Source organism: Streptomyces gardneri (assembly GCF_006539185.1).
GTDB lineage: Bacteria > Actinomycetota > Actinomycetes > Streptomycetales > Streptomycetaceae > Streptomyces > Streptomyces gardneri.
Genome location: NZ_BJMN01000015.1, coordinates 141,909 through 155,712, shown reverse-complemented (window position 1 = coordinate 155,712; position 13,804 = coordinate 141,909). Strand labels below are relative to the sequence as shown.

9 protein-coding genes and 2 pseudogenes are annotated in these 13,804 nt (G+C 70.9%); 5 read left to right on the top strand and 6 right to left on the bottom strand.

Translation table 11 applies throughout. From position 1 onward, the window contains the following. Positions 1 to 129: 129 nt before the first annotated feature. Entirely contained in the window at positions 130 to 1,329 is a 1,200-nt protein-coding gene (locus tag SGA01_RS13660; protein ID WP_141296776.1) for a DNA/RNA helicase domain-containing protein, read from the top strand. Positions 1,330 to 1,613: 284 nt separating this feature from the next. Here the strand turns inward: SGA01_RS13660 and SGA01_RS42580 are convergent, their stop codons facing one another. Next, entirely contained in the window at positions 1,614 to 2,657 is a 1,044-nt protein-coding gene (locus SGA01_RS42580) for a hypothetical protein (protein ID WP_141296775.1), read from the bottom strand. A 952-nt stretch (positions 2,658 to 3,609) separates the two neighbouring features. Here SGA01_RS42580 and SGA01_RS13640 point away from each other — a divergent pair. After that, entirely contained in the window at positions 3,610 to 4,269 is a 660-nt protein-coding gene (locus tag SGA01_RS13640) for a PASTA domain-containing protein (RefSeq protein WP_141296773.1), read from the top strand. A 484-nt stretch (positions 4,270 to 4,753) separates the two neighbouring features. Next, positions 4,754 to 5,331, top strand: a pseudogene (locus tag SGA01_RS13635) (IS5 family transposase); the annotation flags it as partial. 17 nt (positions 5,332 to 5,348) lie between these two features. Here the strand turns inward: SGA01_RS13635 and SGA01_RS13630 are convergent. From SGA01_RS13630 to SGA01_RS13620, 3 genes are all read right to left on the bottom strand, one after another. After that, on the bottom strand, positions 5,349 to 7,607 hold the full coding sequence (locus SGA01_RS13630; protein ID WP_167534081.1) for a serine/threonine-protein kinase: 2,259 nt from the start codon (positions 7,605 to 7,607) through the stop codon (positions 5,349 to 5,351). 78 nt (positions 7,608 to 7,685) lie between these two features. Then, complete coding sequence (locus tag SGA01_RS13625) at positions 7,686 to 10,115, bottom strand: serine/threonine-protein kinase (protein ID WP_141296771.1); 2,430 nt, start codon at positions 10,113 to 10,115, stop codon at positions 7,686 to 7,688. A gap of 271 nt (positions 10,116 to 10,386) precedes the next feature. Then, positions 10,387 to 10,602: a hypothetical protein gene (locus tag SGA01_RS13620; protein ID WP_141296770.1), complete on the bottom strand. Its 216-nt coding sequence runs from the start codon at positions 10,600 to 10,602 to the stop codon at positions 10,387 to 10,389. 151 nt (positions 10,603 to 10,753) lie between these two features. Between SGA01_RS13620 and SGA01_RS42860 the strand changes: the two genes are divergently transcribed. Then, complete coding sequence (locus SGA01_RS42860) at positions 10,754 to 10,966, top strand: transposase (protein ID WP_141296769.1); 213 nt, start codon at positions 10,754 to 10,756, stop codon at positions 10,964 to 10,966. Then, a pseudogene (locus SGA01_RS42855) lies at positions 10,933 to 11,010 on the top strand (hypothetical protein); the annotation flags it as partial. The gene SGA01_RS42860 and the pseudogene SGA01_RS42855, both read left to right, overlap by 34 nt. A gap of 453 nt (positions 11,011 to 11,463) precedes the next feature. Here SGA01_RS42855 and SGA01_RS13605 read toward each other — a convergent pair. Together SGA01_RS13605 and SGA01_RS13600 are read right to left on the bottom strand one after the other, a co-directional pair. Next, positions 11,464 to 12,855, bottom strand: coding sequence for a methyltransferase domain-containing protein (locus SGA01_RS13605; protein WP_308699050.1), 1,392 nt, complete (start codon positions 12,853 to 12,855; stop codon positions 11,464 to 11,466). Positions 12,856 to 12,886: 31 nt separating this feature from the next. Then, on the bottom strand, positions 12,887 to 13,750 hold the full coding sequence (locus SGA01_RS13600; protein ID WP_141296767.1) for a radical SAM/SPASM domain-containing protein: 864 nt from the start codon (positions 13,748 to 13,750) through the stop codon (positions 12,887 to 12,889). Positions 13,751 to 13,804: the final 54 nt, after the last annotated feature.

The window sequence follows — 13,804 nt, the reverse complement described above, 5'->3', positions numbered from 1 at the left end:
CGCCGGGACCCCGCCTGCCGGGGTCTCGTCGCATCTGCGACGTGGTGTCGACGTGCACATGAACGTACTCAATGAGGTACGGCGCTACGTACCCCGTCCCGTGCACTGCGGGCCGGATGTTCAGGCCGCATGGGACAAGCACACGCGCACTGCGACGAGGTCACCCTCATCGGCGACCAAGATCTCGCCCGGCAGGAAATCCTGCACGCCGTGCAAGCTGCCCGTGCCCGCGGAATCAAAAGCATCGTCGCCGTGACCGGCGGCCCCGGTACAGGCAAGACCGTCATCGCCTGCCGGCTCCTCGCAGACCTATGCCGGCAGCCTCACGGCAACCCCCGCCTGCTGTCCCCGTCCGGGACACTCACCCGACAACTCCGCAGAACCGTCGGAGACAGCTTCCGCGGGCTCATCACCACATTCCTCAACAACGTGCCGGCCGGAATCACCCACGACAGCGTGGTGCTCCTGGACGAAGCCCACCGCGCCCGCACCTACCCCGACCACCAGCACAGTGCCTTCCCCACAACCCTGGGAAAGCTCATCGACCAAGCCGCCGTGACCGTCGTGTTCCTCGACGAACGCCAAACCGTGCGGCCGACCGAAGGCCTCACCCTCCAGCAACTGCGGCAGCACGCCCAACACCGCGGCTTCTCCTTCGCCCACATCGACCTGACCAGCCAGTTCCGCTGCAACGGCTCACGCGCCTACCAGCAATGGATCGACCAACTTTTCGAACCGGCCGGCACTGTCCCCACCTGGCAAGGCACCGACTACGACCTCGCCCTCGCCGCCCACCCCGAACAACTCGACCACTGGGTCACCGAACACACCCGCAACGGTGTGACCGCCCGGATCACCGCCGGCTTCTGCTGGCCCTGGGACTCACCCCCCACCCCGCCCCTGCTCCCCGAGGTGACCATCACCGGGGAAGGCCCCAACGGGCCGCGGACCTGGGCCCGGCCCTGGAACTCACGCACCGACACTCAGCATGCCGACCATCCCGACGTTCCGGCCCGGCCCTACTGGGCCACGGACACAGGAGGCCACGAGCAGGTTGGCTGCATCTACACAGCCCAAGGGATGGAATACGCCTACAACGCCGTCATCATCGGCGAAGACCTCGTCCGTCGAGGAGATCAGTGGGTCGCGCAACCCGAAGAGAGCCACGACTCCCCGCTACGCGGCCTCCCACCACAGCGATACCTGAAATACGCCCTGAACACGTACCGCGTCCTCGCTACCAGAGGCACCCGAGGAACCCGCCTCTACTCCACCGACGCGATCACCCAAAACTACCTCCAGACACTGATCCACCCACAAGACCTATAGACCAGACCCCGTTCGTTCACCAGACGGGCCAACCGGACCCCGTGGCACGACAAGCGCCCCATCCTGCAATCCCAGACGACACGACGCCGACGAAGCAGGCACCCAGTACTCCAGCAGGAATTGATGTCTGACCTGCGGGTTTCGCTGGGCGGTTGGAGTACAGCGGGCTGCGGAGGAGTCAGGGGCGGTCTTGGGCGGGCCGCCCATCGTCGGCACGGTCGAGGCCCTGGGCACGGAGGGAGACGCCACGCCGCTCCTGTTTCACCGCGGACTCTTCGGCCGCCTCAGTCCCTGACGGGCTCCTCGCGGGGATGGTCGTCAGGCTCCAGAATGTACAGGTCCCAGGCGTCGGGGTCGCCGACGAGCACGTACAGCTTCGGGTGCTCGGGAGTCCCGAACACCTCCCAGGGGCCCAGGCTCCCAACGCAGGCGTCGACGGAGACCCCCACATTCTGGGACCACGACCCGTCGCCCGGGTGGTAGACCCACGTGCCGGCACCGGTGCAGGGCTGCCCCGCGTCGTGACGGTCGTCGTCGAAGCCGAAGGTCTTGACCCCGTCGGCCGTGACCTTGCCGTCCGCCGTGAAGGTGATCCTGCCTCCGTTGCCGTCGGACCACGTCCCGGCGAGCCGTTCCGCGGTCAGCCGCGGAGGCTCGTACCCGATCCCGGCGTACAGGGCGACACCGGCGAGCGCGCCGGTGACGACGACGCCGAGCGTCCCGTACAGCGCCACCCAGCCGAACATCGCAGTGCCGAACACCCGCGGGCGGTCCGGCAGCACCAGCCTGCGGACAACCAGCGCCGGGACGCCGAGCGCCGCAACGCCCATGAACCACCCAATGAGGCCCGACGAGACGTTCTCCGGGAACCCGGCGGGCACCATCGACGCCGCAACGAGCCCCGGCAGGGTGCCGCCGGCGGCCGCCAGGAGCGGGATCCACCACCAGACGTCACGCCCCGAGACCGTGCGGCCGAGCCATCCGGCCACGGCCACGAGCGGCATCACCACGGCGACCGACAGCAGGACGGCGCCGACCGCCCCGGCCGCCACTCCGATCAATCCCATGACGAACAGGAAGAAGATGTTGAACAGGTTGTAGCCGAGGGCCGGGACCTCCTGGGTCTCCATCCACACGTAGAACACGATCGACCCGATCACGGCCTCAAAGAACAGCACCGAGACCGACGCCGTGAACGCCGAGCCAAACCGGTCTCTCACCCGCACCCGCGTCTGCGCCCGGGCCGGAACCTGTGCCTGCCATGGGGCCCCTGCCTGCACCTGATCCCGCATTTCTGAACGCATTCGAATCCCCTCCGCCGCGATCATCCTCCATGCGGCGCGGAGCCGCACCCCTGGGGTCGCCTGTACTCCAGCCGTAGATCGTGATCATGGATGCGGAGTCCGCTCGCCGGCAGCCTGCCCGCGTCGCTGAGACCCGGAACGAGGAGCAGCTGATTGCGGACCGCTTCGAGCGTGTGTACGCCGAGTTGGAGTGGCGCGACGGACTGCGCGTCGGTCCTGGGGCTTGACCGGGGGACCTCCACTGTGAGGCTCGCGCTGCGCTGATCCGCGACTTTGACACCCTGGTTCAGGACGACGAGGGTGGCGGCGAGCGGTTCACCATCGAGTGGCGTGACGGCCATGGGAAACGTCGATGTGTCCGGGCGGGCGGAGGCCGAAGACCGGTGATACGCCCCGCCGTACCATCTCGTGGCACTGGGCTGTCCTCGGTATCGGAAAGCCGGGTCATCTCAGTTGAGACACCAAGCACACAGAGCGTGAATTTCCTGTGTACGTTGAGCGCCGCTCAACTTCACGCTCTCAGGAGTTCATGATGTCTACGCCGTCTCCTGGCTACGGCTACCCCCAGCAGCCCCTGCCGTACGGCCATCTCCCGTATCCGCCTCCGCCGCCTGCCCGGCGGTGGTGGCAGCACCCTGCAGTGGTCATCGCGGCCCTGGTCATCTTTCCGCCCGGCGGAATCGCGCTCGCGTGGCTTACCCAGTGGAGCCGGACGAAGAAGATCATCGCTACCGTCCTCGCGAGCCTCTGGTTCATCACACCATTCCTCGGCGACCCGCCGAAGGAGCCGACGGACGACGCGAAGCCGAAGTCGGTCGCGACTGCCACGGCAACGGCAACGGCAACGGCAACGGCAACGGCAACGGCAACGGCAACGGCAACGGCAACGGCAACGGCCGAGGCAACACTCACGCCCACCCCGTCCGCGAGCCCGTCACCCAGTGGGCCGCCCAGCTATGTGGGCCAGAACCTCAAGGTGGCCAAGGCAGCCGCCTACTCCGCCGGGTTCAACGCGATCTCCCACGACGCTTCGGACGGCGACGCCGGACAGTGGGACGACGACAACTGGAAGGTGTGCTTCCAGACCTCGGCGGCCAAGAAGGTCGGCTCCATGCCCACGCTCGACTTCGGCGTGGTCCGCAACGAGTGGCCATGCCCCGCGAAGGACGGCGAGCCGATCCCGTACCCGAAGATGCCGAAGGTCGTCGGCCAGACCTTCGAGAAGGCGTCCACGACGCTCAAGCCGCTCGCCCTCCAGGCGATCGAGGCGGACAGCGCCTACACCGACGTCACTCTCCCCGCCGCGGTCGACGACTGGACTGTCTGCTTCCAGGACCCGGAGGCCGGTGAGGAGATCACGTACCCGAAGACCACCACGGCATACCTCAAGGTGACCGCCCCGGGCACGGCATGCCCGAAGACAGAGTTCACCGAACTGCATCCCGACCCGACGCCGCCCAGTACGGACGAGGACTCGGACGACTCCAGCTCGTCGTCCGGCGGCTCTGACGGGGGCGGGAGCGTCGGCACCGTCACACCCGGCGCCTACTGCGCCACCCCTGGATCGACGGGCGTCAGCAAGAAGGGCACCCTGTACACCTGCAAGGGCCCGGGCCAGGAACGCTGGCGCCGCTAATCGAGCACGAAGCCCCCGCCCTGGCACACCACGGGCCCGCAGGGGCCTTCGCATACCCACGCTCGAGGCTGCTGCTTCCTAGGCGTGTCCGACTGTCGGCTTCACGCGTATGACCTCCGCAGGAAGAAGCCCGCGGGGGCCACGATCACGGCTGGGGCTGCCGTGAAGTGAGCGTGCCGCCCGCATAAGCTGTTCACGGAGAGGTCAACGCGGCATTGCGGCTGCGACCGGCTGACTTTCAGTGCAGCTGCCTGGCCCATCGTCCGCCAACGGACGGGGGCCTTCAAGGTAGTTGATCCGCGCTCATGCGCTTCGGTCCGCGGGTGCGGTTGACGGCCGGCCGACGGAGTGGACCGTCCAGCCGGCCTTCGCCCACTGGTCGCTGTCGAGGATGTTCCGGAAGTCGACGACCGTTCGGGTCGCCACGAGGCCGTTCAGGTCAACTGGTGAGCGGCGGTGAGATGGGTGACAGGACGCCGGGGCGCAGGGCGGCGGCCGGCGCCGGTACGGGGACCGTGAGGTGCTGGCCGCGATCGTCTTCGTGGCCACGACGGGCTGCACCTGGTGGCGGCTGCCCCCGGTCTTCGGGCCGTCGGGGCCGGCCGCGCACCGGCGTTTCACCGAGTGGAGTACCGCCCGGGTCTGGGGCAAGTTGCAGCGCGTCGTCCTCGACGAGCTGGGCACGCGCGGTGGCCTGGAGTGGCCGCGCTGTGCGATCGACTCGGTGAACATGCGGGCCCTGAAAGGGGGGACTTGACGGGGCCGAATTCTGTCGACCGGGGCAAGAAGGGCTCGGAGATCCACTTGATCGCCGAGCGGACCGGTCTGCCGTTCTCCCTCGGGATCTCGGGCGCGAACCTCCACGGCAGCCAGGCGCTTGAGCCGCTGGTACGCGGCTTTCTCCGATCCGTTCCCGCCGCGGCCCACGCCCCCGACAGCCCGCCAAGCTCCACGCGGACGAGGGATACGACTACGACCACCTGTGCCGATGGCTCCGCTCGCGCGGCATCCGCCACCGCGTCGCCCCGCCCAGGCATCGAATCCTCCACGAGGCTGGGCCGGACCCAGCACGGCTGTGGTCAGGGCAGGCGCACTGACCACAGCCCGGTGTCCTTGACGACGAAGAGGACGTCGCCGGCGACCAGAGTCAACGGCGCCACGGGGTCGGGCCAGGAAGCCGGCCGTACGGACGCGATCGGCGCGCCGTCCGTCATTGACCGCGTTTCGATCCCCGATCCGTTGATGAGTACGAGCCGCCGCCCGACGACGAGCGCCTGGCCCCGGTCCATGAAGCCCGTCGCATTCCAGGGCGTGCGCCACAGCACCGTCCCGTCGCTGGACCGGCTCCCGATCAGCTCCCTGAGCTTTCCGGTCTCCGTCTGCGTCTCGTAGAGGCTGACCGCCGTGCTCGCGTCGGCCGTCAGCGGCCGGCCGGGAAAGCCGCCACGTATGCGGAGCGTGCCCCCGTCCCGAATTTGTGTCGTGTCGTCGTTTATCCACTTGTAGAAGGTCCCGTCCGGCCCTACCAGTTCGGTGGTGGTTCGCCTCCCGACGACGAGCAGCCGACCGTCCCGCTGGTCCAGCTGCCAGGTTCCCCCGGGGCCGGTGAGGTACAGGCGGCCGGCCGCCGGCGTCATGCTGTTGGGGTACGCCTCCTTGACCTTGGTCTCCCAGATCCTCTGGCCGTCGCTCTCCCGATAGGCGCGGAAGAGCATTTCCCCGGGCAGCCCTGCTCCCCCTGCGCCCTCGTACGCGATGTAGACCGTGCCGCCCGCCGCGACTGCCAGCTCCGGCAGGAAGCCGGCTGGCCCCGGCCAGTGGGCCAGCGGCCGGGCGTCGGACCGCCGCGCGACGAGGACGCCCCCGCCCTCTGGGAGGTACACCCTGTCCCCGGAGAGTCCTGCCGTCATGACCGCACCGCCTGAGCGGACCGGTGCCGTGTGCCGCCACACGAGCTTCCCGTCGGCCGGGCGGCGGGCCTCGACGCCCTGCTGGTCACTGCACACGAGCAGGTCCACGCCGAGCACGCACCCGGCGACATGGGCCCCGGCCGTGGCGCGCCACGGCTTCCAGCCCTTCGGCCGCTCCGCTCCCCGCGTCCCTGGCTCGGGGTAGGCCCAGGTGATCGCGCCGAGGTTGTCCCCGTTCGCCATGGGTTCGACCGGATCGGGCGGCGTGGTGGGCCGTACCGTGGTCGACGGACTCGGTGCGGCCCCCGTTCCCTTGCCGTCGCCGTCGTCCCGGGCGAGCAGCCGTACCCCGACGAGAGTCGCCGTCACCGCAAGCACCGCGGCCAGCGCGGTCACCGCCGCCCTCACGCGCGTGCGGCTCCGCTGTGTGGGCCCGTCCGGCGGCGCCGGTACCGGCACGGCGGCGGAGGGCGCAGCGGGGACCAGCGGCGCCGCTGCCACGACCTCACGCTTCTTCGCCTCGTACGTGCCGATCAGCTCCCGCACCCCGGCAGGCCACGGGAATGGCTCATCGGAACGGGCGAAGAGCGCCCCCGGCCGCTCCCCGGCGGCCCGCGGGTCGAAGGCCCTGACCAGGGCGTCCGTCGTGGGCCGTGCGTTCGGGGTGACGGCCAGGCAGGCGCCCACGAGTTCCCGCAGGCCGTTCGGTACGTGCCGGAGGTCGGCGTGTCCCTCGGCGATCCGGGCGATCACGGCGGCCGGCTCGGCGTCGTCGAAGGGGCCGCGCCCGGTGGCCGCCCAGCACAGCAGCACGCCCAGGCTGAAGACGTCGGAGGCGGGACCCACGGACCCCGTGCCGTCCAGTTGCTCCGGAGCCATAAAGCCCAGGGTGCCCACGGCCATACCGGCAGCCGTCAGGGCCGTGCCGTCGAAGGCCCGGGCGATGCCGAAGTCGATGACTTTGGGACCGGCCGCGGCGCAGATCACGTTGGCGGGCTTGAGGTCCCGGTGGACGATCCGGGCCCCGTGGATCGCGCGCAGGGCCCGCGCGAGATCGGCCCCGAGGGCCCGGACGACGTCGAGGGGCAGCGGCCCGTGGCGCGTGACGGCCTCGGTGAGCGAAGGGCCGGTGACGTACTCGGTGGCCAGCCACGGAGGTTCGGCGTCCGGTGCCGCGTCGACCAGGATGGCGGTGAACGGGCTGCGCACGGCACGGGCCGCGTCCGCCTCCCGGCGGAAACGTATCCGGAACTCCGCGTCGAGGCACGCGTCCTCGCGGACGGTTTTGACCGCGGCGAGGCCGGCCGGGGCGGCGGTGCCCTCCCGCCGGGCGAGATGGACCGTGCCCATGCCGCCCGCGCCGATCCGGCCGATGAGCACATACGGGCCGACACGGCGGACGGCGGACGCGTCCAGGGGCTCCAGCACGACGACTCCAGGTTCTCCGGGGATGCGGCGGCGCATCGGGGGGTCGGTGGTGAGTCAGGTCGGCAACGGATCGCGGGTTCAGCGCTCCGGAAGGGTCTGCGCGCGGACGGTGCCGTCGAAGTAGCCGAGCAGGACGATGCCGCCGACCGAGAGAAGGGAGGGAGCACGGCGGGTGCCCGGGCGGGCGGGGGTGGTGTCGGCGGCCCGGTTGCCGGGGGCGCCGGGCACCGGTGCCGCGAATGGCCGGCCTTCGTCCTCGGGGGGCACCACGTGAAGGGTGGCGTTGTCCGCGTAGACGATCCGATTGCCGATCGCGACGGGCGGCGCCAGGGGGGCCGGCCGGCCGTCGTCGTCGCGCGGGATCGCGGTCACCGTCGTTAATTGGGAAAGCCCGTTGTAAAGCGCGTCTTGGACCCGCACGACCTTTCTCTCGGCGGGCAGTTCGACTACCAGGGGGCTGCCCAGGGCGGCGGGACCGAACACGGAGTCCCGTACCGCGACGTCCCCCGCGAGCCGGAACCGCTCGCTCGAGGAGATCGTCGTCAGGCCCTCGGCCGCCCGGAAGTGGAGCCCCCGCCCGTCGGGGTCCGGGCACACCAGCTGACCGGCGGAAAGCCGCGGATCGGGGCAGTACCGGGTGTCGGGCGCTCCCGACCCGGTCCCGCCGGAGGGTGCCTCGTGCAGGGTCTTCCCCGTGGCCGGGCTCCATGCCGCCAGGCCCTCCTCGCCGTTGACGTAGAGCTGGTCCGGTGCGTAGGCGAGGACGCCCTGCCGTTCGGCCTGCCCGCCGGTCTTCCCCGCGACGAGCCGGGTCCAGCGGCGGTGGCCGTCAGCGAGTGCGTACGCGTCGCTGTGGATGCCGTCGGAGTCGGCGCGGTTGACGTAGACGGTGGTGTCCACGCCGAGCAGTCGGCCCAACGGGCGTCCGGACAGCGGCTTTTCCCACCGGATCGTCCCGTCGGCCGTCGCACGGGCCCGGAGCCGGCCTTCCTCGGCGGTGACAACCACGCTGCCGGCGAGGACGGGTCCCGTGGCGGCGGCACCGGGTTCTGGGGCCTTCGCCGGCAGGACCCGCCAGGTCCGCGCGCCGTCCTTCAGCCGGAGAGCCTGGGTGCTGCCGTCCGCGAGCCGGCACACCATGACGGAGTGGTCGGCGGCACAGGCCAAGGGGCCCGCGGGGAGGCGCACGGTCCAGGGCTGCCAGCCCGCAGGGCGCAGCGAGGGCGCGGCGTCGAAGGTCCTGCCCCGGTCGGGGCCGCCGAGTTCGTCCACGTACGAAGCCTGTGCGGCGGCCGGAGCAGTACCGTCCCCGTCCCCGGACGGTGAGGCGGACGGCCCGGGGGTCTCCGGGCGGCCGGGCGACTGCGGCCACGGCCACCGTCCGGTCGCGTAGGTCCCGCCGAGCCCGGCACCGGCCAGAAGGGCCAGGGACGCCGCGACGGCCACGGCCGGCCCACGGCGCTGCCGCCGGCCCACGGCGTCGCCCCGGCGGGGCGCGGTCACGGTCGGCAGGTCGTGCAGACCGGGTGCGGCGATGTCCCCCAACCGGACGTCCAGCTCTTGCAGTGCGGCTTCGCGTCGGGCGAGGTCACGGGTCACGTGTGCGGGCCACGTGACGTCCGCCGCTCCCTGGCCGTCGGTGTCCGCGGGATCTTCGTCCGTGAGAAGGCGGGCCAGCTCCGCCGTGTCCGGACGGCTTGATGCATCCTGCGCCAGACAGGGCGAAAGCACCTCGCGCAGCCCGTGCGGAAGCCCTGTCAGGTCGGCCTCGGCCCGGGCGATGCGGAACAGGACGGCGGCAAGGGGGCCGTCGCCGAACGGGCCGCGTCCCATCGCCGCGTAACAGAGCAGCGAGGCGAGGCAGAAGACGTCCGAGGCGGCGACGACGTGGTCGCTGCCCGCCACGTGCTCGGGTGACATGAACCCCGGGGACCCGACGATCTTTCCGGTGGCGGTCATGGTGCTCGCGCCGAAGGCACGGGCGATGCCGAAGTCGATGACCTTGGGGCCGGTCTTCGTGAGGAGCACGTTCGCGGGCTTCAGATCGCGGTGCAGGACCCGCGCGTGATGGATCGAGCGCAAGGCTGCGACGAGACCGCGGCCAAGGGCGCGCACCGCCGGCTCCGGCAGCGGACCGCCGCCGCGGACTGCTTCCTCCAGGTTCGGTCCCGGCACGTACTCGGTGGCCAGCCACGGGGGTGCGCCGTCCGCGTCGCCATCGATGAGCCGCGCCGTGTACCGGCCGGACACCGCCCGTCCGCTCTCGATCTCGCGGCGGAAGCGGGAGCGGAAGCCCTCGTCGTCCGCGAGGTCACCGTGCACGGTCTTCAGCGCGACGAAGGTTCGCTGTGGTGGCCGCCGTTCGTCTGCCGCGAGGAACACCTCGCCCATGCCACCCGATCCAAGCCGGGCGACGATCCGGTAGGGACCGACGGCCCGGGGCGACGCGTCCCGTAAGCCCCCAAGCACTCCTGCAGCCTCCCCCGCACCTGGTCGCAAGGCGACCATGACAGCACAGGGGCAGGGTCGGAACAAGGCCTGCGAAAGGGCCCTCCTGCCCGGCGAGGAGGAGGACAACGCCGAGTACCTCCGAGTGCGGGACCGCGTCGGGCACCCCTTCGCCGGCGCCGACCAGCGCTGCGCGTCGCAGCGGCGTGGGCCAGGCCGGCTCCCACCGCCAGGTCGCCCACCGCCATGTGTGCGCGAACAACCCAGATGCATTCGGCGAGGATCGCCAGCAGCTCATCGCGGGCGTCATGGACGGCTCAGCGTCCGGGCGTCACTCCCCCGCCCTGGCCTGGTTCTGGTGCTGCCGATGGCTGACCTGAGCCGGGGTGCCCGCGTCGGTCTCCGGCTCGGGTGGCGGCGTCCGATCGAAGCGCCGACGGAGGGCGTCGACCTCCAGAGTGGACTTCGCGGGGCGTGCCAGGTTCTCCGGGGTGCGCCGCCACGTCGCCGGGCCGGTCGACCGCCCGTCCCGGTACTGCTGCGGCATCGCGGCCTGCCGGCTTTCCGGTGGCGGTCTTGGTGCTCGCGCCGAAGGCACGGGCAATGCCGAAGTCGATGGGACGCGGGCCTGACCAGCAGATCCGCCCGCTGCGCTACGTCTGTCGTCAAAGTGATCTTGATTCGCGGATCATGGAGTCGTGATACGCCGCCATGAAGTGTCCGATGCCGAGTGGGAACTCATAAAGCCGCTGTTGCCCCGACCTGCGCTGGGGCGGCCTCGGCTGGATGACCGGACGGTCCTCAACGGGGTCGTGTATCCATGCCATCCTCGGCTACTACCTGTTGTTCCAGTGGCAGCAGCACCATCACCTTCGTCCACGGCCACTGCCCGGACGGTGCCGACTCCCTAGCCGACGCCTGGGCGCGCGCCAACGGCGTCACCGTCGAACCGCATCCGGCGCAGCGGCATCCGACGCAAGACTTCGGGCCCTGGCCGGGCGCCGGCCCCCCGCCGCAACGCCTACATGGTCGGGCTCGGCACGGACGCCTGCGTCGCCTTCCTGATGCCGTGCTCCAGCCCGCAGTGCCGCCGCACCGACCCCCACCCGTCGCACGAAGCGGCGGGCACCGCCCTGCCGTGCGCCGCCGGTCCCAGTACGCCTGCACCGCGACGGCTGCGATATGCAACAACGGCAGCGGCGGCCGGGACGAGGCCAGCCCAGTCCATGGACCACGTCATGTGAGTCGTTCTCCGGTTTCGCTCTGGAGGCAACGCGTGGGATGCGCGCCTTTCACCTCCCTGACGGCCCACCTGCCCCTGTTCTCCCCCAGAGATCAAAGACCTCCGAAAGATGGAGAGGCGAGGGTCACTTCTGATCGAGTTCGACCGACGAACGTCCCTACCGCGTCACCCCGCCCCTGGCAGGGGATGCTGCGCCCAAGGAAGCGGCTGTGCTTCGTTCACGCGGTGGCCGGCGTCGTAGTGCCCTATGCGAGGTGCCGGTACAAGCCGGGCTTGCCAGGGCGAGTGATTCGGTGAAAGCCCGGGGGAGGCAGGGTTTGCTGCGGTGGAAGGCCCGCTGGACCTGGGTAGTGGTGCCGTCCATGGGCAGGTGGCTGGGTTTGCCGAGCTTGTCCGGGGCACGGGGCTGGAGGCTACGCAGTGGCCGTCCAGCCGCCGCGGGTGAGGGTGGTGTCGCCGTCGGGTGTGATGGTGACCCGGGCCCCGTATACGGGAAGTTCCCCTAGCCAGTTGAGGCGGTCGAGGATGTCCTCCAGGGGGTCCCACAGGCGGCGTGGGCCGCCCTGGTGCACGGTGGGGGCTTCCCGGGGGGCAGCAGCGTGGGCGCGGGCCCAATGAGCCGTCGGGGTGGGTCATCCAGACCGTGTGGCTGCGGTCCGGGTGCCACCGGTGGCGGTGCTCGATGCCGGGAGTGTGGAGCTGGAGCATGGAGCGGATGCTCCAGGTTTCCGGTACGAACACGAGTAGATGGCAGCTGGTGGTCACCTCGCCGTCGGCGTTCTTCGCCTCTTTCCAGACGGAGGGCGGGACCGTCTCCTCGTAGTCGTCGCCTTGGCGGGGGCCCATGAAGGAGGCCGGCTCGAAGGAGGTCCGTCCCACGGCGCCGCCGTCCGGGGTCTTGTCGGCGTAGAGGATCAGGCCGGTGCTGGTGATCGTGGTGACGAGTCGGCCGCCGGGGCGCAGGGCTTGGAGCCAGGCGGCCGGGATGGTCGGTACGGAGACGGTGGACACGATCCGGTCGTACTCGCCGGGGAGCGGCCCTTGGGTGAGGTCGCAGACGGCGGTCTTGGGGTGGAGCCCGATGGAGGCGAGCCGGTTGGCAGCGGTGGTGACGAGGTAGGGGTCGATGTCGACGCTTGTCACCAGGTCGGGGCCGAGGCGGTGGCAGGCCAGGGCGGTGCCGTAGCCGGTTCCTGTGGTCACGAGCGTGCGGGAGCCGTCGACGAGCTCCGCGTGCCGGTACATCTTTACGACGAGGCCTGGCTCCGTCGAGGACGACGTCGCTGCCCCGGTGGTGACGACGGTGCCGGGTGCGGCGTCGTCGGCGTGCAAAGTCCCGACCCGCGTCACCAGTGTGGTGTCGCTGTAGGCAGCGGCGAGCCACGTGTGCGGGTCGGCCGTGCCGTCGCGGACCACCCGGCCGCCGACGGCCGGGTCCCTCTCGTACCAGCGGGGCACGAGGAGGTGCCGGGGGGTGTCGGCGACGGCGGCCTCCCAGTGGGAGCCCGGCCGGGCGACTTCGTTGGCCAGGCGCTTCGCGTGTATCTGCCAGTCCACGTCCGTTCCTCTTCCTCTTTCTCGGTTGTCCTCAGGCCATCGGCTGGCAGGAGCCGCCCCCGGACGAGCTGTCGTCCGAGGGGCCGCAGTCCGGTCCGCACGGGTCCGTCGACGTCCGGGCCGGGACGCTTTCGCGCGCCCGCGTCCACTCGGGGCTTGCCAGGACCGATGCAAGCGATGTCTCCCGGACGCTGCCGGTCGCCAGGAAGCGGCCGATCTCGCAGGGTGCCACCCGGCCGTCCGGCAGGATGGCCGCCTTGCCGTTGCCGCATCGGCCGCACAGCGCCGACGTGGACGGCACTAGGCCACCGGCGGCGCGCCCGACGGCGCGGACTTTGTCGACGGCGGCGGTGACCCCCAGCGCCTGCATCTCGGCGCGGGCTTGCTCCGCCCTCTGGCCGTGACCGTGGTCGACGATGGCGACCCGCAGTTTCACGCCCCGGCGTACGGCCTTGACGATGGCGGCGCGCGTCGCGGCGTGGGATCCGGCCCGGCCAGTGATTGCGTCGTGCTCGGCGGCGACGTCGCTGTGATAGGTGGTCGCCACGCTCACCTGCGAACTCTCGAAGAGCGGCCAGTGCTCGTCGCGGACCTTGTACAGGTTGGAGTGGACGCGGACGTTCAGGCCGGCGCGCAGCGCGTGCTCGACGAGCTGGGTGAAGTCGGGGTACAGGGTGGGCTCGCCGCCGATGAACTGCACGGTGCTCGTGCCGAGCGAGGCGGCCTCGTCGATGAGCCGGTGCCAGTCCTCGGCGGTCATGCTGCCGTGGCCCTGGGTGGGGCCTGCCTCGGCGTAGCACTGGCTAGGGCAGGTGAACTGGCAGCGGGAGGTGAGTTCGAGCGAGAGGAAGTCGAGCGAGGCGACGGAGGGACGGTCTACGTCCAGCACGGTCATCGGTTGCTCCTTGCTCGCCCCGGCCCAGCATGCCGGGCCGGGGCGAGGTTTGTG